This window comes from Candidatus Pantoea floridensis (assembly GCF_900215435.1).
GTDB classification, from domain to species: domain Bacteria; phylum Pseudomonadota; class Gammaproteobacteria; order Enterobacterales; family Enterobacteriaceae; genus Pantoea; species Pantoea floridensis.
This window is the reverse complement of record NZ_OCMY01000001.1, coordinates 1,656,076-1,676,365: the sequence shown is the minus strand read 5'-3', so window position 1 is coordinate 1,676,365 and position 20,290 is coordinate 1,656,076. Positions and strand designations below refer to the sequence as shown.

The 20,290-nt window shown below is 55.1% G+C and carries 17 protein-coding genes and 1 pseudogene; 14 read left to right on the top strand and 4 right to left on the bottom strand.

Translation table 11 applies throughout. The features are described from left to right. Positions 1-171: 171 nt before the first annotated feature. A complete protein-coding gene (gene metE, locus CRO19_RS07805; protein WP_097095331.1) occupies positions 172-2,442 on the top strand; it encodes a 5-methyltetrahydropteroyltriglutamate--homocysteine S-methyltransferase in 2,271 nt (756 codons plus the stop codon). Between the two features lie 55 nt (positions 2,443-2,497). Here the strand turns inward: metE and CRO19_RS07800 are convergent, their stop codons facing one another. Continuing rightward, entirely contained in the window at positions 2,498-3,334 is an 837-nt protein-coding gene (locus tag CRO19_RS07800) for a dienelactone hydrolase family protein (RefSeq protein WP_097095330.1), read from the bottom strand. Positions 3,335-3,637: 303 nt separating this feature from the next. Between CRO19_RS07800 and udp the strand changes: the two genes are divergently transcribed. The 10 genes and pseudogenes from udp to tatD all read left to right on the top strand — a co-directional run bounded on the left by udp (position 3,638) and on the right by tatD (position 12,965). Continuing rightward, positions 3,638-4,399, top strand: coding sequence for a uridine phosphorylase (gene udp, locus CRO19_RS07795; RefSeq protein WP_097095329.1), 762 nt, complete (start codon positions 3,638-3,640; stop codon positions 4,397-4,399). Between the two features lie 99 nt (positions 4,400-4,498). Next, the gene (locus tag CRO19_RS07790; RefSeq protein WP_097095328.1) at positions 4,499-5,770 is read left to right on the top strand and encodes a tetratricopeptide repeat protein; all 1,272 of its coding nucleotides are present in this window, start codon (positions 4,499-4,501) and stop codon (positions 5,768-5,770) included. Between the two features lie 68 nt (positions 5,771-5,838). After that, entirely contained in the window at positions 5,839-7,350 is a 1,512-nt protein-coding gene (gene rmuC, locus CRO19_RS07785; protein WP_097095327.1) for a DNA recombination protein RmuC, read from the top strand. Between the two features lie 75 nt (positions 7,351-7,425). After that, on the top strand, positions 7,426-8,184 hold the full coding sequence (gene ubiE / locus CRO19_RS07780) for a bifunctional demethylmenaquinone methyltransferase/2-methoxy-6-polyprenyl-1,4-benzoquinol methylase UbiE (protein WP_008105805.1): 759 nt from the start codon (positions 7,426-7,428) through the stop codon (positions 8,182-8,184). A 6-nt stretch (positions 8,185-8,190) separates the two neighbouring features. Next, a complete protein-coding gene (gene ubiJ / locus CRO19_RS07775) occupies positions 8,191-8,796 on the top strand; it encodes a ubiquinone biosynthesis protein UbiJ (protein ID WP_097095326.1) in 606 nt (201 codons plus the stop codon). Next, positions 8,793-10,430, top strand: coding sequence for a ubiquinone biosynthesis regulatory protein kinase UbiB (gene ubiB, locus CRO19_RS07770; RefSeq protein ID WP_097095325.1), 1,638 nt, complete (start codon positions 8,793-8,795; stop codon positions 10,428-10,430). Before ubiJ ends, ubiB begins: the two co-directional genes overlap by 4 nt. 110 nt (positions 10,431-10,540) lie before the next feature. Further along, the gene (tatA, locus tag CRO19_RS07765) at positions 10,541-10,795 is read left to right on the top strand and encodes a Sec-independent protein translocase subunit TatA (protein WP_009127893.1); all 255 of its coding nucleotides are present in this window, start codon (positions 10,541-10,543) and stop codon (positions 10,793-10,795) included. A gap of 2 nt (positions 10,796-10,797) precedes the next feature. Next, positions 10,798-11,331, top strand: a pseudogene (gene tatB, locus CRO19_RS07760) (Sec-independent protein translocase protein TatB); the annotation flags it as partial. Positions 11,332-11,336: 5 nt separating this feature from the next. After that, positions 11,337-12,095, top strand: a complete 759-nt coding sequence (tatC, locus tag CRO19_RS07755) for a Sec-independent protein translocase subunit TatC (RefSeq protein WP_097095323.1) — start codon at positions 11,337-11,339, stop codon at positions 12,093-12,095. Between the two features lie 87 nt (positions 12,096-12,182). Further along, positions 12,183-12,965: a 3'-5' ssDNA/RNA exonuclease TatD gene (gene tatD / locus CRO19_RS07750; protein ID WP_097095322.1), complete on the top strand. Its 783-nt coding sequence runs from the start codon at positions 12,183-12,185 to the stop codon at positions 12,963-12,965. On the opposite strand, the gene rfaH is transcribed toward tatD, so the two are convergent. Continuing rightward, positions 12,962-13,450, bottom strand: coding sequence for a transcription/translation regulatory transformer protein RfaH (rfaH, locus tag CRO19_RS07745; protein ID WP_097097608.1), 489 nt, complete (start codon positions 13,448-13,450; stop codon positions 12,962-12,964). The two genes, tatD and rfaH, sit on opposite strands and share 4 nt — an antisense overlap. A 209-nt stretch (positions 13,451-13,659) precedes the next feature. Here rfaH and pepE point away from each other — a divergent pair, with 209 nt between their 5' ends. The 3 genes from pepE (at position 13,660) to fre (ending at position 16,702) form a co-directional block, all read left to right on the top strand. Next, positions 13,660-14,391, top strand: coding sequence for a dipeptidase PepE (gene pepE / locus CRO19_RS07740; RefSeq protein ID WP_097095321.1), 732 nt, complete (start codon positions 13,660-13,662; stop codon positions 14,389-14,391). A gap of 85 nt (positions 14,392-14,476) precedes the next feature. Beyond that, on the top strand, positions 14,477-15,961 hold the full coding sequence (ubiD, locus tag CRO19_RS07735; protein WP_097095320.1) for a 4-hydroxy-3-polyprenylbenzoate decarboxylase: 1,485 nt from the start codon (positions 14,477-14,479) through the stop codon (positions 15,959-15,961). 39 nt (positions 15,962-16,000) lie between these two features. Next, positions 16,001-16,702: an NAD(P)H-flavin reductase gene (gene fre / locus CRO19_RS07730; protein WP_097095319.1), complete on the top strand. Its 702-nt coding sequence runs from the start codon at positions 16,001-16,003 to the stop codon at positions 16,700-16,702. Between the two features lie 52 nt (positions 16,703-16,754). Here fre and fadA read toward each other — a convergent pair whose 3' ends face one another. Both fadA and fadB read right to left on the bottom strand, forming a co-directional pair. Continuing rightward, positions 16,755-17,918, bottom strand: coding sequence for an acetyl-CoA C-acyltransferase FadA (gene fadA, locus CRO19_RS07725; RefSeq protein ID WP_097095318.1), 1,164 nt, complete (start codon positions 17,916-17,918; stop codon positions 16,755-16,757). 10 nt (positions 17,919-17,928) lie between these two features. After that, the gene (gene fadB, locus CRO19_RS07720; RefSeq protein ID WP_097095317.1) at positions 17,929-20,112 is read right to left on the bottom strand and encodes a fatty acid oxidation complex subunit alpha FadB; all 2,184 of its coding nucleotides are present in this window, start codon (positions 20,110-20,112) and stop codon (positions 17,929-17,931) included. Between the last annotated feature and the right edge of the window lie 178 nt (positions 20,113-20,290).

The following is a 20,290-nucleotide window of genomic DNA, read 5'->3' as shown; positions in this document are numbered from 1 at the left end:
ACATACAGTACCCGCAGATTATAGCGGTGTAAACATCTGGACGGCTAAACATCTCAAGTAAGCGCTGCGGCCACTTTACGTTTGTCCAGCCACACCGCTCGGCGAAGGGAATTTGCCTTCGCTGGATGAACGTAAATCGGTTGTACCTAAAGAATATCTGGAGAACATCAAATGACCATTCTGAACCATACACTCGGTTTTCCTCGCGTCGGTCTGCGTCGTGAACTGAAAAAAGCACAAGAGAGCTATTGGGCAGGAAAAAGCTCACAGGAAGAGCTGCTGGCGGTAGGTCGTGAACTGCGTGCCCGTCATTGGCAACAGCAGAAAGACGCGGGCGTGAATCTGCTGCCGGTCGGTGATTTTGCCTGGTACGATCACGTACTGACCACCAGCCTGCTGCTGGGTAACGTGCCAGCGCGCCACCAGAACAAAGATGGTTCTGTTGATTTGGATACATTGTTCCGCCTGGGGCGTGGCCGCGCACCTAGCGGCGAACCGGCGGCGGCGGCCGAAATGACCAAATGGTTCAACACCAATTATCACTACATGGTGCCAGAATTCAGCCAGGGCCAGCAGTTCAAACTGACCTGGACACAGCTGCTCGATGAAGTTGATGAAGCGCTAGCGTTAGGCCACAACGTTAAACCGGTGGTGCTCGGCCCGGTTACCTATCTGTGGCTGGGTAAAGTGAAAGGCGAGCCGTTCGATCGTCTGTCACTGCTCAAAGAGATCCTGCCCGTCTACAAACAGGTATTGGCTGAACTGAAAAAACGCGGTATCGAATGGGTGCAGATCGATGAGCCTGCGCTGGCGCTGGAACTGCCGCAAGCATGGCGCGATGCGTTCAAAGCGGCTTACGACGTGCTGCAGGGCGAATGCAAACTGCTGCTAACCACTTACTTTGACAGCATCGGTCAGAACCTCGACGTAATTAAAGCGCTGCCGGTGCAAGGTCTGCACGTTGATCTGGTACACGGTAAAGATGACATCCAGCAGTTGAACCAGCAGATCCCCGCAACTTGGCTGCTGTCCGTCGGCGTGATCAACGGCCGTAACGTTTGGCGTGCGGATCTCAGCAGCTGGTTTGAACGCCTGCAGCCGCTGGTTGGCCAGCGTAAACAGCTGTGGATCGGTTCATCTTGCTCGCTGCTGCACAGCCCCATCGATTTGAGCGTGGAAACGCGTCTCGACGACGAGGTGAAAAGCTGGTTCGCCTTTGCATTGCAGAAGTGTACGGAGCTGGCGTTGCTGAGTAAGGCGCTAAATAACAACGATGCCGCCTCTCTGGTGGCGTGGAGTGCGCCGATTCGTGCTCGAGCCAACTCAACGCGCGTGCACAATGCCGCGGTTGGTGAGCGTCTGGCAAAAATTCAGGCGAAAGATGTAGAACGCACCAGCAGCTATACCGAGCGTGCCAAAGCACAGCGCAAGCGCTTCAACTTGCCTGCATGGCCGACCACCACCATCGGTTCATTCCCACAAACCACTGAAATCCGCGGTCTGCGCCTCGATTTTAAGAAAGGTAACATTGACGGCGCTAACTATCGCACCGGTATCGCCGAACACATTAAACAGGCGATTGTTGAGCAGGAACGTTTGGGCCTTGACGTGCTGGTACACGGTGAAGCAGAACGTAACGACATGGTCGAGTACTTCGGCGAAAACCTCGACGGCTTCGTATTTACACAAAATGGTTGGGTACAGAGCTATGGTTCACGCTGCGTTAAGCCGCCGATCATCATTGGCGACGTCAGCCGCCCTAAAGCGATTACCGTTGAGTGGGCAAAATACGCGCAGTCGCTGACCGACAAACCGGTTAAAGGCATGCTGACCGGCCCGGTGACCATTCTCTGCTGGTCTTTCCCGCGTGAAGATGTGACCCGTGAAACCATCGCCAAACAGATTGCACTGGCGCTGCGTGACGAAGTGGAAGATTTGGAAAAAGCCGGTATCGGTATTATTCAGATTGATGAACCCGCGCTGCGTGAAGGCCTGCCGCTGCATCAATCCGATTGGGCAGCGTACCTGGCCTGGGCGGTCGACGCCTTCCGCCTGAATGCCGCAATAGCGCAAGACAACACGCAGATTCACACCCACATGTGTTACTGCGAGTTCAACGACATCATGGATTCAATCGCAGCGTTGGACGCGGATGTCATCACTATCGAAACGTCACGTTCAGATATGGATCTGCTGGATACCTTTAAAGAGTTCGCCTATCCCAACGAAATCGGTCCCGGCGTCTACGACATTCACTCGCCTAACGTACCGAGCGTGGAGTGGATGGAAGAGCTGCTGCGTAAAGCGGCGCAGAGTATTCCGCAAGCGCGTCTGTGGGTGAACCCAGATTGTGGTTTGAAAACCCGAGGCTGGACGGAAACGCGCCAGGCTCTGGCTAACATGGTGAAAGCGGCGCAAAACCTGCGCGGTGAAAAAGCGTAATTGCGGTAAAAGTGGTTGTGTTAATACGTTGGGGCGCATGAGCGCCCCTTTTTTATTACGCGTTCGGCGCCACGCCATGCTGCGTGAACCACGCCAGCATGCGTTGCCAGCCATCTTTAGCAGAATCCGCGTGATAGCTCGCACGGTAATCGGCGTTGAAGGCGTGACCGGCATCCGGATACACCACGATCTCCGCTTTGGCATTGGCAGCATGCAGCGCCTGACGCATCTTATCAATGCTCTCCAGCGGAATGCTCTCGTCCTGACCACCGTACAATCCTAATACCGGCGCATTCAAATCCACCGCGATATCAATAGGATGCTTTTGCTGCTTCAGCGTTTTTTCACCGTCTAAGCGGCCGTACCACGCCACTGCGGCACGCACCTGCGGATTGTGTGCAGCAAACAGCCAGCTAATGCGTCCGCCCCAGCAGAAACCGGTAATGGCCAGGCGACGGATATCGCCATCATGGCGTGCTGCCCAGTTGGCCACATGATCGAGATCGGACAGTACCTGCGTATCCGGCACCTTGCTCACCAACTCTTTGAACAAGGTGGGAATGTCGTTGTAATCGTTAGGATCGCCTTCGCGGAAATAGAGCTCAGGGGCAATCGCCAGATAGCCTTCCAGCGCCAAACGGCGGCAGATATCGCGGATATGCTCATGCACCCCGAAAATCTCCTGCACCACTAAAACGACCGGCAGCGTACCCTGATACGCTTTTGGCCGAGCATAATAGGCGGGCAGATTTTCGCCCTGGCTTGGGACTGAGGTTTCACCCGCATGAATCGCGTCGCTGGCGGTAATAATGGTGCTGCTTGCGGTGGGCTGAACTGCCGGCGCAAAGCCGCCGGGCGCCGTTTTTTGTGTCATATTGTCTTCGGTTTTCATTATTCTCTCCGTGCTAGCCATTGCGCAATCACGTAACTATAGCCTGGCTGAGGTAAGCCAGACTGACGTAGGGTGCCGAGGAATTTTTCATGCATACTTCTTCTCTATTAACATTGCGCTAAGAACTTACACAGCACCGCTTGTAGCAATTCAGAATTGCACAGCGTTAATGTGTGACGATAATCACATAATATTTTTCTGATAATGTAAGTTTCATTGTTGATGGTGAAATGAATCACATAATTATGCTGCCTGCTCACGTAGAGTGGCGCGCACATCCCCCCTATTTAGCAGGAGTCTGTTATGGCCCAGTCTGACGTTTTCCACCTTGGTATTACCAAAGCTTCCCTCAAAGGCGCCACCCTTGCCATCGTTCCCGGCGATCCAGAGCGCGTGAAGAAAATTGCCGCGCTGATGGACAATCCGCAGCATCTGGCTTCACATCGGGAGTTCACCACCTATCTGGCGGAAGTGGATGGAAAACCTGTGGTGGTGTGTTCAACCGGTATCGGCGGGCCATCCACGTCGATTGCGGTAGAAGAGCTGGCGCAGCTTGGCGTGCGTACTTTCCTGCGCGTTGGCACCACCGGCGCGATTCAGCCGCATATTAATGTTGGCGATGTATTGGTCACCACCGCCTCTGTTCGCCTTGATGGTGCCAGCCTGCACTTTGCGCCGATGGAGTTCCCGGCCGTGGCCGATTTTGCCTGCACCACCGCGCTGGTCGCTGCGGCGGAAGAGTGTGGCGCGAAAACACACATTGGCATCACCGCCTCTTCAGACACCTTCTACCCTGGCCAGGAACGCTACGACACCTTCTCGGGCCGCGTCGTGAATCGCTTCCAGGGCTCGATGAATGAGTGGCAGCAAATGGGCGTTCTTAACTATGAGATGGAATCCGCTACACTGTTAACCATGTGCGCCAGTCAGGGGCTGCGTGCCGGCATGGTGGCTGGCGTCATCGTGAACCGTACGCAGAAAGAGATTCCGGATGCGGCGACCATGAAGCAGACCGAAAGTGATGCGGTGAAAATTGTTGTTGAAGCCGCGCGTCGTTTAATTTAGTGCGCCATTCAAGGGATGAATTCGAGACCAGGACCATAGGGAGCTCAATAATTGCCTGATTAGAATGCGCGCTATTTCAGTCTTACTGAGAAATTACTTATGCGCAAAATGGTTTCTGTCTCACGCCCTCATTCCCTTAATAATCCCGCTGCTGCGCAATCACGCGTTGAAGGTGCAGCAGCACGATTTCGCGCCGCCATGACGGCTGCGAACTATCCCCTTGCGCGTCAGTGTTGTGAAGAAGTGCTGCGCGTTTTGCCTCAGCATATGCAGGTGCTTAGCGACTACGCGCTAACACTGATGCGTGTGGGCGAATATAAAAAAGCGTATAAGATTTACCAGAAGGTCTATCAGGCCCCGCCGGCGCAGCGTGCACAAGCCTCGGAAACCTGGCTGGATGGCTTGACGGAAGTTTGCGGCTGGCTGGAAAAGCACGATGAAGTGGCGCGTTACGGCCTGGAGTCGCTGGAGAAATCCGATGCGACCTTCAGCAAGGGCCAGAAAGTCGCGTTACCTTCCGCCGCGCCGCCGCCGTTTCATCGCAGTAACCCCGCGGAGAATATCATCGCCTTCAGCCTGTTCGGCGATCAGCCACGCTACTGTGAAACGCTGATTAAAAACATCGAAGTGGCGCGCGAGCTTTATCCTGACTGGATCTGCCGCATTTATCTCGACGACAGCGTACCGCAGCATGTCTGGCAACGTCTGCAGCAGCCAAATAGCCAGCTGGTGGATATGTCGCAGGAAAAAATGCTCTTCCCTACGCTGTGGCGTTTTCTGGTGATGGACGATCCCAGCGTTAAACGCTTTATCGTGCGTGATGCCGATTCGCTGCTGTCAGAGCGCGAAGTCGCGGCGGTGGAAGCCTGGCTGAATTCACCGTATTGGTTCCACCATATGCGTGACTACTTTACTCACACCGAACTGCTGCTCGCGGGCATGTGGGGCGGCTGTCACGGCGTGTTCCGAAATGTTGAACAGCAGATGCGCGATTTTATCGCCCAGTATCAAGGCAGCGAACGCTTTACCGATCAGTACTTCCTTAAAGTGGCGCTGTGGCCAACGGTGCGAGACAGTTTGCTCAGTCACGATGATATTTTTCATTTCCATCAGGCACAGCCTTGGCCGACGCATCAACCGATTCGCTGGCAAACCAACAGTTTCCATGTCGGCAGTAACGCGGGCTTCTCCAGCATGGCGGGTGTCGTGGATAATGCGGAAAACGGTTGGCAGCGGGTTGAGATCACTTATGACGGAGAAAGCTGGACCTATCCGGCTAAAATACAGAACGAAACCGAATGGGTGCTGCCCATGCCGTTCTTCCTGATTGATGCGTGGAAAGCGGGCAAGCTGACCGTCAAAACGCGGTAAATATTGTCTGGACATTCATACAGTACACCTCTACCTTTTCCCTCAGCGAGACGATCCGCGGGGGAATTATGGATCAACAACTTATCATTAGCGGCGCGCTGGCACTGGCCGGCCTGGGCATTGGCTGGATCATTGCCCAGCTGCGCGCCGGTCATCAACACGCCAGCTTCACCACCGAGCGTCGCCTGTTGGAAGAGGCGCAGCAGCGTCAACAGCAGCAGCTCGAACACCTGCAGCAGCAGATCCAGCAGCGCGAACAAGAGCTGCGTCAACTGCATGGCGCGCTTAGCGGTGCGCAAGAGCGCTTACAGCAGCTTGATTACTGGCGCGGCGAAAGTGAGCAGCTCAGTCGTGAATTGCGTAATCAGCTTGAAGTGAATAGTGCCCAGGAAGCTGAACTGCGCGAAGTCACCATTCGGCTTGAAGAGACGCGTTACGGCGCCGAGGAGAAACAGCGGCTGCTGACCAATAGCGAGCAGCGCCTTAGCGCGCAGTTTGAAAACCTGGCGAATCGCATTTTCGAAAACAGTGGACGACGTGTCGATGAACAAAACCGTCAGAGTCTGAATAGCCTGATTGCTCCGCTGCGTGAACAGCTGGACGGTTTCCGCAGACAGGTGAATGACAGCTTTGGCCTGGAAGCGCGCGAACGTCATACGCTGACGCATGAAATCCGTCAGTTGCAGCAACTGAACGCACAGATGGCGCAGGAAGCGGTTAACCTCACCAAAGCGCTGAAAGGCGATAATAAAATCCAGGGCAACTGGGGCGAAGTGGTGCTCAGCCGCGTACTCGAAGCCTCAGGTCTGCGTGAAGGCCATGAATACCAAACGCAGGTGAGCGTGCAGCTGGAACAGCAGGGCAGGATGCAGCCGGATGTTATCGTCCGACTGCCGCAGGGCAAAGATGTGGTGATTGACGCCAAAATGACGTTGGTGGCCTACGAGCGCTATTTCAATGCTGACGATGAAGCCACGCGTGAGCAGGCGATTCAGGAGCACGTCAATGCCATGCGCGGCCATATTCGGCTGCTCGGCCGAAAAGATTACCAACAATTGCCCGGTTTACGCTCTCTGGATTATGTGTTGATGTTTATCCCGGTGGAGCCCGCGTTTCTGCTGGCCATCGATCGCCAGCCAGAGCTGATCAGCGAAGCGTTACAGCAGAATATTATGCTGGTGAGTCCAACGACGCTGCTGGTGGCGCTGCGTACCATTAACAATCTCTGGCGTTACGAGCATCAAAGCCGCAACGCGCAGCGTATCGCCGATCGGGCGACGCGGCTGTATGACAAGATGCGGCTGTTCGTCGATGACATGAGCGGCATTGGGCATAATCTGGATAAAGCGCAGCAAAGTTATCATCAGGCGATGAAAAAGTTGTCAGAAGGGCGCGGCAACCTGATTGCGCAAAGTGAAGCCTTCCGCTCGCTGGGTGTCGAGATCAAGCGGCCTATCAATCCACAGCTGGTGGAACAGGCGCAGCCGGAAGAGGCGGATGAAGATTGGGCTGACGATCCCGCGGTTGATGAAAACGCCACGGATCCAACAACGGATTCGCTGCGCCGCATCAACGAATAGCACGGTGGTCGCGTGCTCGTGTAGCGCGACTCTGATACACTTCGGCAAGAATTGTTTGTGGAACAGGTAAAACCGATGGCAGATGAATCACAGCAGGAAACTACCCATTTTGGCTTCCAGACCGTCGCTAAAAGCGAAAAGGCCGATAAAGTCGCGGACGTGTTTCACTCCGTCGCGGCAAAATATGACCTGATGAACGATTTGATGTCGTTTGGCATCCATCGTGTCTGGAAGCGTTTTACCATTGATAGCAGCGGCGTGCGCCGCGGTCAGCGTGTGTTAGACCTGGCGGGTGGTACCGGCGATCTGACGGCAAAATTCTCGCGTCTGGTCGGCGAAACGGGCCAGGTTGTCCTGGCTGACATCAACAGCTCCATGCTGAAGATGGGGCGCGAAAAGCTGCGTAATCTCGGCGTCTCGGGCAACGTCAGCTATGTGCAGGCTAACGCCGAAGCGCTGCCTTTCCCGGATAACTATTTCGATTGCATTACCATCTCGTTCGGTTTGCGTAACGTCACCGAAAAAGAGAAAGCGCTGGCGTCGATGTTCCGCGTGCTGAAGCCGGGCGGACGCCTGCTGGTGCTGGAATTCTCCAAGCCGCTACTGGAGCCGCTGAGCAAAGCTTACGACACCTATTCATTCCATATTCTGCCGCGTATTGGTCAGCTGGTGGCGCAAGATGCCGAGAGCTATCGTTATCTGGCGGAGTCAATACGTATGCATCCCGATCAGGAAACCCTGAAAGCGATGATGAACGATGCGGGGTTTGAAAATACCACCTACTTCAATATGACTGGCGGTATTGTCGCGCTGCATCGCGGATTTAAATTCTAATCCATCATGACTTTAACTCCTCTTATTACCGGCGGTCTTGAGACCGCCCTGAACCGTGTTCTCTACCGCGATCGCAGCCTTAAAGCCGCGCGTCAGCGTCTGGCAGGTAAAGTGTTGCTGCTGCGCCTGCAAGAGCTCGATTTTCCCTTAGTGCTGGTGTTTAGCGAATCACAGCTTGATGTGTTGAGTGATTGGCAGGACAGCGGCGACTGCGCGGTGAGCCTGCGTCTCAGCACCTTGCCGAAACTGCGCGACCGCCAGCAACTCACCGGTTTAATCCGTAGCGGTGAATTGGACGTGGAAGGTGATTTGCAGGTGGTGCAGCAGTTCTCTGCGCTGATGGATCTTGCCGAGCTTGACCCGGCAGAATATCTTGCGCCGTGGATGGGTGATATTGCTGCGCAGGGCATTAGCCAGGCCGCACGCCAGGCGTTGAAATTTGTGCAGCAGCAGGTGACCCGCCGTCAGGATTATCTTGGCCAGGCGCTAACCGAAGAGTGGCGCGTCGCGCCGGGTGCACTGGAGTTGGCATGGTTCTGCGAGGAAGTGGAAGCGATGGAACGTTCGCTCAATGCGTTTGAAACGCGTTTGGCACAGCTGGAGGCGAAATGACGCTGGGAGAAATTCGGCGCTTATACTTCATCATCAAGATCTTTCTTACTTACGGCCTTGATGAACTGATTCCCCGCATGCGCTTCACGCTGCTTTTACGCTTGTGGCGGCGCTGCATTTTCTGGATCCCTAATCAACACAAAGACGCTTCCGCTGGCGTGCGTATCCGTTTAGCGATGGAGCAGCTTGGTCCGGTGTGGATCAAATTTGGTCAGATGCTTTCCACGCGGCGCGATCTGTTCCCACCGGCGATTGCCGATGAGCTGGCAGTGTTGCAAGACCGTGTGGCGCCTTTTGATGGCGTTAAAGCGAAGCAGCAGATTGAAAAGTCGATTGGCGGACCGGTAGAAACCTGGTTTGACGATTTCGACATCAAACCGCTGGCGTCCGCCTCCATCGCGCAGGTACATACGGCAACGTTGAAATCCAATGGTCGTGACGTGGTGATCAAAGTGATTCGTCCCGATATCCTGCCGGTGATCCGAGCGGATATGCGCTTGATTTATCGTCTGGCGCGATGGGTACCGCGTTTACTGCCAGATGGGCGTCGTTTACGCCCGGTAGAAGTGGTGCGAGACTATGAAAAAACCTTGATTGATGAGCTGAATTTGCTACGTGAGGCGGCGAACGCCATCCAACTGCGGCGTAACTTCGATCAAAGCCGCATGCTGTATGTACCGGAAGTGTTTTCCGATTACTGCAGCGAATCGATGATGGTGATGGAGCGCATTTACGGTATTCCCATCTCAGATATCGCTACGCTGGAGCAGCACGGCGTCAATATGAAGCTGCTGGCAGAGCGCGGCGTGCAGGTGTTCTTCACCCAGGTATTCCGCGACAGTTTCTTCCATGCCGACATGCATCCTGGCAATATTTTCGTCAGCTATGACCACCCGGAAGATCCGCAGTACATCGGCATTGACTGTGGCATCGTTGGCTCGCTAAACAAGGAAGATAAGCGCTATCTGGCAGAGAATTTCATTGCCTTCTTTAATCGCGATTATCGCAAAGTGGCTGAGCTACACGTTGATTCCGGCTGGGTGCCGCCCGATACCAATGTGGAAGACTTCGAATTCGCCATTCGTACCGTATGTGAACCGATTTTCGAAAAGCCGCTGGCCGAGATCTCCTTCGGGCATGTGCTGCTAAACCTGTTTAATACGGCGCGTCGCTTTAATATGGAAGTGCAGCCGCAGCTGGTGCTACTGCAGAAAACGCTGCTTTATGTCGAAGGGATTGGCCGCCAGCTCTATCCTCAGCTCGATCTGTGGAAAACGGCCAAGCCGTTCCTCGAGGATTGGATCAAAGACCAGATTGGGATTCCGGCGATCCTGCGGGCGGTGAAAGAGAAGGCGCCGTACTGGGCGGAAAAATTGCCAGAACTGCCGGAACTTTTTTACGACAGCATGCGCCAGCACAAATTATTGAAGCACAGTGTCGATAAACTCGTCACCGATTTAAATGCACAGCGAACGCGCAATCATCAGGCGCGCTACCTCTTCGGTGTAGGCGCTACACTGTTATTAAGTGGCACCGCCGTGCTGTTAAGTCGACCGGACTGGGATTTCTTTCCCGCGCTATTAATGGCCGCAGGCATCGTCACCTGGCTTATCGGCTGGCGCAAGACAAACTGATTGTCTGCCTGGTGCAAATCGCGTAATGTCGCAAGCTTAAGCCCGAAATCATACGGGCTTTCTGTGCGTTACAATCAACAGTTTTTCACAGAATATTAGAGGCATATCTCATGGGCGGTATCAGTATTTGGCAATTGTTAATCATTGCCGTCATTGTTGTACTTCTGTTCGGTACCAATAAACTTCGCAACCTGGGTTCGGATTTGGGATCTTCCATTCGCGGCTTCAAAAAAGCCATGGGTGACGAAGACGATAAAAAGGATCAACCGAAAGAGCAGGACGCTGACTTCAACGCCAAAACTCTGGCAGACAAACAGCAAACCTCGGCGACTAAAGACGACGCCCGGAACGACAAGCAGGTATAACTGTGTTCGACATTGGTTTTAGTGAACTGGTATTGGTGTTCGTTATCGGGCTAATTGTGCTTGGCCCGCAGCGCTTACCGGTTGCGGTGAAAACTGTCGTTGGCTGGATCAGAGCCATTCGCTCGCTGGCGGCGAATGTACAAAATGAACTGGCGCAGGAGCTGAAACTGCAGGAGCTGCAGGACAGCCTGAAAAAGGTAGAAGAGGCGGGCCGCGGCACGCTGTCGCCGGAGCTGAAAGAGTCGATGGAAGAACTGCGGAAAACCGCTGACTCCATGAAGCGCTCCGTGCAACAGAGCATCGATCTCGAAAAAGAGGAAGATGAAGCGAACACCATTCATCAGACCCGGCCAGCAGCAGAGGCTGCCCAGCCAGTGACTTCACCGCCTGTCACGCCCGCTGCAGCGGAGCATCAAACCAGTGCACCTGCGCAGGCTCCGCAGCAGCCACATGACGTATCCCCTGTAGCGGAAACTCACTCCGTCGCCAGTGCCCCACAAAGCACCGCGAAGACTTCTCTCGTAAAAGATGAACCATAAACATGGCCGTTGAAGATACCCAACCGCTCATTAGCCATCTGATTGAGCTGCGCAAGCGTTTGTTGAACTGCATCATCGCTGTTTTAGTCATCTTTCTGTGTCTGGTCTACTTTGCGAATGATATTTACCATCTGGTAGCGTCACCGCTGATTAGCCAGATGCCTGCCGGGGCGAGCATGATCGCCACCGATGTTGCATCGCCGTTCTTTACCCCTATCAAGCTCACGATCATTGTCTCGGTATTTTTGGCCGTGCCGGTGATTCTGTATCAGGTATGGGCGTTTGTGGCGCCAGCGCTGTATCGTCACGAGCGTAAACTGGTGATGCCGCTGCTATTCTCCAGTACGCTGCTGTTCTATGTCGGCGTGGCGTTCGCTTACTTCATCGTGTTCCCGCTGGCGTTTGGCTTCTTTGCCAAAACCGCGCCGCAGGGCGTGACTATCGCGACGGATATTACTAACTACCTCGACTTCGTTATGACGATCTTCATGGCGTTTGGCGTGGCGTTTGAGGTGCCGATTGCAATTGTGCTGCTATGCTGGACGGGCATCACCTCGCCGGAAGATCTGAAAAAGAAACGTCCTTACATTTTGGTTGGCGCGTTCGTTGTTGGGATGTTGCTCACACCGCCAGACGTTTTCTCCCAAACTTTGCTCGCTATTCCGATGTACTGCCTGTTTGAAGTCGGCGTATTCTTCTCCCGTTATTATGTGGGGAAAGGGCGTCACGCTTCGGATGAGGAACACAATACCGAATCCTGATGTCCTTAATGCAGGGCACCCGCTAGCGAGCGGGAAGAGAAAGCATCTAAACCGCCCATTGGGCGGTTTTTTTATTGGGGAGAAAACATGTTTGATATCGGTGTAAACCTGACCAGCACGCAATTCGCAAAAGATCGCGAGCAGGTTGTGAAACGTGCGCGCGAAGCAGGCGTCACCGGCCTGTTAATTACTGGCACCAATGCGCTGGAGAGTCAGCAGGCACGCCAGCTAGCAGCATTACATGCTGGTTATTGCTGGTCGACAGCGGGCGTCCATCCGCATCACGCCAGCGAATGGTCGGCGGAGACGGCGAATACCTTGCGCCGCCTCGCGGAGAGCGAACAAGTCGTCGCCATCGGCGAATGTGGACTGGATTTCAATCGCAATTTCTCGGCACACGATCAGCAAGAGTATGCTTTTGATGCGCAGCTGGCGTTGGCCGCTGAGCTGCAGCTGCCCGTTTTTTTGCATTGCCGCGAAGCACACGAGCGTTTTGTTGCCGTGCTTGAGCCGTGGTTGCCAAAACTGGCGGGTGCGGTGGTGCACTGTTTTACCGGCACGCGCGATGAGCTGCAGTCTTGTCTGGCGCTGGGACTTTCTGTAGGCATTACCGGCTGGGTGTGCGACGAACGTCGCGGTATGGAACTGCGTGAACTGCTGCCGTTGATTCCGGCCGAGCGACTGTTGCTGGAAACGGATGCGCCCTATTTACTGCCGCGCGATATGCATCCAAGGCCGACTTCGCGTCGCAACGAGCCGTGCTTCCTGCCGCACATTGTGCAGCAAGTAGCAAACTGGCGCGGTGAAGAGGCAGTAGCGCTGGGCGCGCAGGTCAATCTCAACGCGCGCCAGCTGTTTAAATTGGCTTAAAGTTTACGGAACTGCTTGTTATCCACGCTGCGCATCACCTGTTTATTCAGCATGTTTAGCAGCAGCACCGAACGCGTTTCACCATCCGGCTCGGCAAAAATGGCGCGCAGCCCTTCGAAAGTGCCATCGGTGATGATCACTTCATCACCGCTCTGCGGCGTTTCTGGATCGAGTACGATCTGCGGCGTATCGGTTTGCAGCGCTTCGATCACATTATGCGATACGGTCGCCGGCATGGTGCCGAAGCGTACGAAATGGCTGACACCGCGCGTGCTGCTGATGGTGGTGGTGTGAATCGCTTCGGGATCAAACTCGATAAACAAATAGTTGGGGAACAGCGGTTCACTCACGGTAGTGCGTTTACCGCGCACAATCTTCTCCAGAGCGATCATCGGGCTAAGGCAATTCACCGCTTGCCGCTCAAGATGCTCTTTCGCGCGCAACAGTTGTCCACGTTTACAATAGAGTAAGTACCAGGATTCCATAACTGCTCCCAAATAATGGACGCTAAGAATATCAAAGCTGCTGTCAGAGTTATAGCGCATCGGCCGAGGGAAACGGCATGCTGAAAAAAATTTCACTGCGAATCTTCTGATTGATACGTCTTTGTCACTGTTTCTTGCAAGAAAATTGACGGCCGACAACCATCTGTATCAGACTCCTTCTCCATCTTACGATTGAAATGGAGTGGCTGATGGAACTGTTCCTGTTAAGTAATGGCAAAGTGGCTGACGATGCGCCGCTGTTGAGTTACGCCCACCCGCAACTGCACGCGATGATCGCCCAGCGTGGAATCACATCCGCGGTATTGGTGCCCTACGCGATTATTCGTGGCGATCATGCGCAGCGAGCCCAGGATTTATCAGATTCATTAGGTATTGAAGTGCGTACGGTGCACGAGTTTACCTCGCCCGTTGCGGCGATTGAGCAAGCTGAGCTGATTTTGGTGAGCGGTGGAAATACCTGGTTCCTCAATCAAATGCTGCATGAGCACGGCCTGATCGTCGCGATTCAACGCGCGGTGCGTGAGCGTGATGTGCCGTACATCGGCTGGAGCGCCGGATGCAACGTAGCAACGCCTTCAATCAGAACCACCAATGATATGCCAGTGCGCAGCAGTGTGGTGCTTCCGGCACTTGGTCTGTTCCCGGTGCAGATCAATCCGCATTATCTGGATGCGCACGTCAGCGGTCATATGGGCGAAACGCGCGATGAGCGCTTGGCTGAATTCTGCGCCGTTAACCCGCATGAATCGGTGATTGCGCTGCGCGAAGCCAGCTTCCTGCACGTGAGTGAAAATCGTCTGCGTTACTACAGCGCACGCGGTGAAGACTTCAAAGTGTTCCGCCACGGCGAACCGACTGCGGCATATCATGATGTGCTGGCGATACAGTCGCTGGTGCCGTTTTCCTGTCAGCCAGCCTGACGCACTTCTGACTCAGAAACCTCAACATGCTAGCGTGAAACACACCTATAATAGCGCTTCACTCTGGCCGGAAAGCTAAAGCCGCATGAAATATCAGGATTTACGAGACTTCCTCTCGCTGCTGGAACAGCGTGGCGAGTTAAAGCGCATCACTCAGGAGATCGATCCTGAACTGGAGATGACGGAAATTGCCGATCGCACCCTGCGTGCCGGCGGCCCGGCGTTACTGTTCGAGAACCCAAAAGGGTACGACATGCCAGTGCTGTGCAATCTGTTTGGTACCCCGAAGCGCGTGGCGATGGGCATGGGCCAGGAAGAGGTCAGTGCGCTGCGTGAGGTGGGTAAACTGCTGGCGTTCCTGAAAGAGCCGGAGCCGCCAAAAGGCTTCCGCGATCTCTTCGATAAAATGCCGCAGTTCAAGCAAGTATTGAATATGCCCACCAAGCGCCTGCGCAACGCGCCGTGTCAGGAAGAGATTTTTAGCGGTGATGAAGTCGATCTATCGCGTATTCCTGTGATGAAATGCTGGCCGGGCGATGCCGCGCCGCTGATCACCTGGGGATTGACCGTCACGCGCGGCCCGCACAAAGAGCGGCAAAACCTCGGTATCTATCGCCAGCAGGTGATCGGTAAGAATCGCGTGATTATGCGCTGGCTGTCGCATCGCGGCGGCGCGCTGGATTTCCAGGAGTGGTGCAAAGCGCATCCGGGTGAGCGTTTTCCGGTATCGGTAGCGCTTGGCGCCGATCCTGCCACCATTCTCGGCGCGGTCACGCCGGTGCCTGATACGCTCTCTGAATATGCCTTTGCCGGTTTGCTGCGTGGCAACAAAACAGAAGTGGTAAAGTGCATCTCGAACGAACTTGAAGTGCCTGCGAGCGCAGAAATCGTGCTGGAAGGCTATATCGAGCCAGGAGACATGGCGCCGGAAGGGCCGTACGGCGATCACACGGGATACTACAATGAAGTAGATAGTTTCCCGGTGTTTACCGTGACGCACGTAACGCAACGTCGCAACCCGATTTATCATTCAACCTACACCGGGCGTCCACCGGATGAACCGGCGGTGCTGGGCGTCGCGCTGAATGAAGTGCTGGTGCCGATTTTGATCAAACAGTTCCCGGAGATTGTGGATTTCTATCTCCCGCCAGAAGGGTGTTCTTATCGCCTTGCCGTGGTGACGATTAAAAAACAGTATGCCGGTCACGCCAAACGCGTGATGTTCGGCGTGTGGTCTTTCCTGCGCCAGTTCATGTACACCAAGTTTGTGATTGTATGTGATGACGACGTTAACGCACGTGACTGGAACGATGTGATTTGGGCGATTACCACGCGCATGGATCCGGCACGCGATACGGTGCTGGTTGAGAATACGCCGATCGACTATCTCGACTTTGCCTCACCGGTTTCCGGTTTGGGCTCGAAGATGGGACTCGATGCCACTAATAAGTGGCCGGGCGAAACCACACGCGAATGGGGCACGCCGATTGTCAAAGATCCGGCCGTTACGGCGCGTATTGACGCCATTTGGGATGAATTAGCAATCTTTGCCGAGCCGCCGCAGCGCTAAAAGCGGCAGACCAACCAGACCCGAAGAAAAAGGGAACGCATGACAACGTTAAGCTGCAAAGTAACTTCGGTTGAAGCGATTACGGATACGGTTTTCCGCGTCCGTTTGATTCCGGCCGCGGATTTTAGCTTCCGCGCCGGACAATATCTGATGGTAGTGATGGATGAGCGCGATAAGCGCCCGTTTTCTCTGGCGTCCACGCCGATGGAAAAAGACATCATTGAACTGCACATCGGCGCATCCGATCTCAACCTCTACGCGATGGCGGTGATGGATCGCATTAAAAACGATCGTCAGATTACGGTAGATATGCCGCATGGCGATGCCTGGCTGCGTGAAGAGAGCGATCGTCCAATCATTCTGATCGCCGGTGGCACTGGCTTCTCCTACGCGCGTTCTATTCTGCTGACCACGTTGGCACAAAAGCCCGATCGTGAGATTGCGATTTACTGGGGCGGTCGTGAGCTGATGCACCTGTACGATTTGGATGAGCTGAATGCGCTGGCGGTGAAGCATCCGAACCTGAAAGTGATTCCGGTGGTTGAGCAACCGGCGGACGATTGGGTAGGGCGCAGTGGTACGGTGCTGACGGCGGTGATGCAGGATTACGCTTCACTCAGCGAGCACGACATTTACATTGCCGGTCGTTTTGAGATGGCGAAGATTGCGCGGGAGCGTTTCTGCGCTGAGCGCGGCGCGCTGGAAGCACAGATGTTCGGCGATGCGTTTGCGTTTATCTGACAGACAAAAAAGCCCGCCCGAGAGGGCGGGAACACGTGCAATGGTTAACGTATTAAACCCGTTCGAATACCGTTGCGATGCCCTGGCCTAAGCCAATGCACATGGTCGCCAGACCAAATTGTGCATCGCGACGTTCCATCAGATTCAGCAGCGTGGTACTGATACGCGCACCGGAGCATCCCAGTGGATGACCGAGCGCAATCGCGCCGCCATTTAAATTCACCTTCTCATCCAACTGTTCCAGCAAGCCCATGTCCTTGATGCACGGCAGCGCCTGGGCGGCAAAGGCCTCGTTGAACTCGAACAAGTCGATATCCTGCACGCTTAAACCCGCACGCTTCAGCGCCAGCTTACTGGCGGGAACCGGTCCGTAGCCCATAATCGACGGATCGCAGCCGACGACCGCCATGCTGCGAATACGTGCGCGCTGCGTTAAGCCGAGTTCGCGCGCGCGGCTTTCGCTCATCATCAACATGGCGGCGGCGCCATCGGAGAGCGCCGATGAGCTACCTGCGGTGACGGTGCCATTCACCGGATCGAATGCCGGACGCAACGAGGCTAATCCCTCCAGGCTGGTCTCTTCGCGAATCACTTCATCGGTTTCATAACGCTTCAACACGCCATCGGCATCGTGGCCGTAGGTTGGCACGATTTCGCGCTTAAAGTCACCGCGCTGAGTGGCTGCCCATGCGCGCTGGTGTGAACGCAGGGCAAATGCGTCTTGCTGTTCGCGCGTGATGTGATGCATGCGCGCCAGCATTTCAGCAGTTAAACCCATCATGCCTGCCGCTTTTGCCACCGTGCGACCAAGGCCTGGATGGAAATCCACGCCGTGGCTCATTGGCACGTGGCCCATATGTTCTACACCACCAATCAAGCAAGCGTGCGCATCGCCCACCATGATCGCTCGGGCCGCATCGTGCAGCGCCTGCATCGACGAACCACACAGGCGGTTGACGGTGCTGGCAGGTACACGATGGGGGATCTCCGCCAGCAGCGCAGCGTTACGTGCAATGTTGAAACCTTGTTCCAGCGTCTGCTGTACGCAGCCCCAGATAATATCGTCCAGCGCGGCGGGATCGACCGACGGATTACGGCTTAGCAGCTCGCGCATTAAATGCGCCGAAAGATCTTCCGCGCGAACCTGGCGAAATGCACCGCCTTTGGAGCGGCCCATCGGCGTGCGTACCGCATCAACAATCACCACTTTTTCCATTTTTATTACCTCAGGCACTTTGCAGCGCCGCTTCGTCAATTGGTTGCACCGCGGGATACCAGCTCTGATGCTGATGGGCTTTTTGCAACAGCAGCTCCGGCAGCGCATACAGCGGGCCTAGAGCGGCATAACGCTTAGCCTGATCGACGACGTTGCTGTTGCCGAGCGTATCCATGTAGCGGAATGCGCCGCCGCGGAAAGGTGGGAAGCCGAGGCCATAAACCAGCGCCATGTCGGCTTCCGCCGGCGAGGCGATGATCTTCTCTTCAAGGCAGCGCACGACTTCATTGAGCATTGGTAGCATCATGCGGTTAGCAATCTCTTCATCGCTAAACACGCGGGTTGGCTGGCTGATGGGTGCCAACAGCGCATCCACTGCCGCATCGGCTTTCTTCTGTGCTTTGCCTTTTTTGTCCTGCTCCCAGCGGTAAAAACCCTGGCCGTTTTTCTGACCATAGCGTTTGGCTTCGAACAGCACATCAATGGCGTCGCGATAATCTTTCTGCATACGTGACGGGAAACCTTGCGCCATCACTTGCTGGGCATGGTGCGCGGTATCAATACCGACCACATCCAATAACCAGGCCGGGCCCATCGGCCAGCCGAACTGTTTTTCCATCACTTTGTCGATCTGGCGGAAATCCGCTCCGTCGCGCAGTAGCAGACTGAAAGCCGCGAAGTAGGGGAACAGCACACGGTTCACAAAGAAACCCGGGCAGTCGTTGACCACAATCGGCGTTTTGCCCATCTTGCTGGCCCAGGCCACCACTTTGCTGATGGTCGCTTCCGAGGTTTGCTCGCCGCGAATCACTTCTACCAGCGGCATCCGTGGTACCGGATTGAAGAAGTGCATGCCGCAGAAGTTTTCCGGGCGTTGCAGAGCTTTTGCCAGCTGGCTAATTGGAATGGTGGAAGTGTTAGAGGCCAGAATGGCATCTTCGCGCAGGTGCTGCTCAGTTTCCGCCAGCACTTTGGCTTTGATCTGCGGATTCTCAACAACGGCTTCCACTACCACATCGGTGCGTTCAAAACCGGCGTAATCCAGCGTCGGCTGAATGGTGGTGAGCACGCTGGCCAGTTTGGCCCCGTCAATTTTGCCGCGTTCCAACTGTTTGTTAAGCAGCTTGCTGGCTTCTGTCATGCCCAGCGTCAACGCCTGTGGATTGATATCTTTCATCATCACCGGCACGCCTTTCCATGCCGATTGATAGGCGATGCCGCCGCCCATGATGCCTGCGCCTAATACTGCTGCTTGCTGAGGAGCTCCTGCCGCGCTGCTGTGTTTCTTCGCCAAACCTTTGACGTACTGATCGTTAAGGAAAATACCAACCAGTGCGCGGGCGACATCGCTTTGCGCCAGCGGCACAAAAGCAGCGGTTTCCAGTTTCAGAGCATCGTCACGACCAAGACTGGCGGCGGCTTCAATGGTTTTCACGGCGGTAACCGGCGCCGGATAGTGTTTGCCAGCCGTTTGCATCACCATACTTTTGGCGATCGTGAAGCTCATTGCGGCTTCAATCGGACTGAGTTTCAGCGGCGCTAGCTTGGGTGCGCGACGCGCCTGCCAGTTGCCCTGCGTGATCGCGTCTTGCAATACGGTTAGCGCAGCCGCACGTAATTTGTCGCTACTGACGACTGCATCAACCAGGCCGAGCTTCAGGGCGCTGTTGCCATCCACATCTTTGCCCGCGGCGATGATTTCCATCGCGCTGTCAGCACCCAGCAGGCGCGGTAAGCGCACGCTGCCGCCAAAACCCGGCATAATGCCCAGTTTGGTTTCTGGCAGGCCGATGCGCGCAGTTGGCGTGGCAACACGGAAGTCCACCGCCAGCACGCATTCGCAGCCGCCGCCTAACGCATAGCCGTCGATAGCCGCCACGGTGGGTACGGGTAAATCTTCCAGCCGATTGAAGATGCTGTTGGCGAAAGCCAGCCACTGGCTCAGGCTCTCTTCCGGCGCATCAAACAACGACAGGAACTCTGTGATGTCGGCTCCGACGATAAACGCCGGTTTGGCTGATGACAGCAGCAGGCCGCGCAGCGCGGGTTGTTGTTCCAATACGCTCAGCGCCTCGCCTAATGAGGCGACAGTTTTGGTATCGAGTTTGTTCACCGAACCGGGCGCATCGAATACCAGCTCGGCGATGCCGTCGTCAAGCCAGTGCACTGAAAGGGTATCGCCTTGGTAGAGCATGTTCGTCTCCTGAAACCGCGAATGATGATCTGGTCATACCAGATGGATCGGAGTGTGAGTGTGATGTTAATTATTTGCAAACGAGAGTTTGATTATTTGATACGGCGATCACAGCGCGTGCAAGACGGCATCCGCAACACGGCTGTGCTACACTGCGGCCACTTTCGCGACATCGGAG

What these genes read in the sequence shown, in the direction of transcription:
- metE (WP_097095331.1), top strand. Translation starts at nt 172, where the DNA reads ATGACCATTCTGAACCATACACTCGGTTTTCCTCGCGTCGGTCTGCGT.
- CRO19_RS07800 (WP_097095330.1), bottom strand. Translation starts at nt 3,334, where the DNA reads ATGAAAACCGAAGACAATATGACACAAAAAACGGCGCCCGGCGGCTTT.
- udp (WP_097095329.1), top strand. Translation starts at nt 3,638, where the DNA reads ATGGCCCAGTCTGACGTTTTCCACCTTGGTATTACCAAAGCTTCCCTC.
- CRO19_RS07790 (WP_097095328.1), top strand. Translation starts at nt 4,499, where the DNA reads ATGCGCAAAATGGTTTCTGTCTCACGCCCTCATTCCCTTAATAATCCC.
- rmuC (WP_097095327.1), top strand. Translation starts at nt 5,839, where the DNA reads ATGGATCAACAACTTATCATTAGCGGCGCGCTGGCACTGGCCGGCCTG.
- ubiE (WP_008105805.1), top strand. Translation starts at nt 7,426, where the DNA reads ATGGCAGATGAATCACAGCAGGAAACTACCCATTTTGGCTTCCAGACC.
- ubiJ (WP_097095326.1), top strand. Translation starts at nt 8,191, where the DNA reads ATGACTTTAACTCCTCTTATTACCGGCGGTCTTGAGACCGCCCTGAAC.
- ubiB (WP_097095325.1), top strand. Translation starts at nt 8,793, where the DNA reads ATGACGCTGGGAGAAATTCGGCGCTTATACTTCATCATCAAGATCTTT.
- tatA (WP_009127893.1), top strand. Translation starts at nt 10,541, where the DNA reads ATGGGCGGTATCAGTATTTGGCAATTGTTAATCATTGCCGTCATTGTT.
- tatC (WP_097095323.1), top strand. Translation starts at nt 11,337, where the DNA reads ATGGCCGTTGAAGATACCCAACCGCTCATTAGCCATCTGATTGAGCTG.
- tatD (WP_097095322.1), top strand. Translation starts at nt 12,183, where the DNA reads ATGTTTGATATCGGTGTAAACCTGACCAGCACGCAATTCGCAAAAGAT.
- rfaH (WP_097097608.1), bottom strand. Translation starts at nt 13,450, where the DNA reads ATGGAATCCTGGTACTTACTCTATTGTAAACGTGGACAACTGTTGCGC.
- pepE (WP_097095321.1), top strand. Translation starts at nt 13,660, where the DNA reads ATGGAACTGTTCCTGTTAAGTAATGGCAAAGTGGCTGACGATGCGCCG.
- ubiD (WP_097095320.1), top strand. Translation starts at nt 14,477, where the DNA reads ATGAAATATCAGGATTTACGAGACTTCCTCTCGCTGCTGGAACAGCGT.
- fre (WP_097095319.1), top strand. Translation starts at nt 16,001, where the DNA reads ATGACAACGTTAAGCTGCAAAGTAACTTCGGTTGAAGCGATTACGGAT.
- fadA (WP_097095318.1), bottom strand. Translation starts at nt 17,918, where the DNA reads ATGGAAAAAGTGGTGATTGTTGATGCGGTACGCACGCCGATGGGCCGC.
- fadB (WP_097095317.1), bottom strand. Translation starts at nt 20,112, where the DNA reads ATGCTCTACCAAGGCGATACCCTTTCAGTGCACTGGCTTGACGACGGC.